General features: G+C 67.0%; 1 protein-coding gene. It reads right to left on the bottom strand.

Annotated features, from left to right (window positions below):
* Position 1: 1 nt before the first annotated feature.
* Positions 2-910 (bottom strand): 1,4-dihydroxy-2-naphthoyl-CoA synthase, encoded by a 909-nt coding sequence (locus tag R4I43_RS34225; RefSeq protein ID WP_324269880.1) that lies wholly within the window; start codon positions 908-910, stop codon positions 2-4.
* Between the last annotated feature and the right edge of the window lie 10 nt (positions 911-920).

Genomic DNA, 920 nt, shown 5'->3' with positions numbered 1-920 from the left:
CTCAGAAGTACCAGGGGAAGGCGGACCAGTCGGGGTCGCGTTTGTGCAGGAAGGCGTCCCTGCCCTCGACGGCTTCGTCGGTCATGTAGGCCAGCCGGGTGGTCTCACCGGCGAAGAGCTGCTGGCCGACGAGCCCGTCGTCGATGGCGTTGAACGCGTACTTGAGCATGCGCTGCGCCGTCGGGGACTTGCCGTTGATCTCCCGGGACCACTGCAACGCGGTTGCCTCCAGCTCGGCGTGCGGGACGACCTCGTTGACCATCCCCATCTGATGGGCCTGCTCAGCGGTGTAGGGACGCCCGAGGAAGAAGATCTCCCGAGCGAACTTCTGCCCCACCTGACGGGCCAGGTAGGCCGAGCCGAACCCGCCGTCGAAGCTGCCGACATCGGCATCGGTCTGCTTGAACATGGCGTGCTCGGCGCTGGCCAGGGTCAGATCGCACACCACGTGCAGGCTGTGCCCGCCACCGGCCGCCCAGCCCGGCACCACCGCGATGACGACCTTGGGCATGAACCGGATCAGCCGCTGCACCTCCAGGATGTGCAACCGGCCCGCCCGCGCCGGATCCACCGTCTCGGCGGTCTCACCGCCGGCGTACTGGTAACCGGAACGACCACGGATGCGCTGGTCACCACCCGAGCAGAAGCTCCAACCACCGTCCTTGCCCGACGGGCCGTTACCGGTGATCAGCACGCAACCCACGTCACTGCTCATCCGGGCGTGGTCCAGGGCGCGGTAGAGCTCATCGACGGTGTGCGGGCGGAAGGCGTTGCGCACCTCGGGGCGATCGAACGCGATGCGCACCGTGCCCCGGCCAGGACCGTCCTCCACACAGCGGTGATAGGTGATGTCGGTGAAGTCGAAGCCCTCGACCGGCTCCCACAACTTCGGATCAAACAGCTCAGACACAACGGGATTC

The organism is Saccharopolyspora mangrovi (assembly GCF_035320975.1).
GTDB lineage: Bacteria > Actinomycetota > Actinomycetes > Mycobacteriales > Pseudonocardiaceae > Saccharopolyspora > Saccharopolyspora mangrovi.
This window is presented reverse-complemented; position numbering and strand designations above follow the sequence as displayed.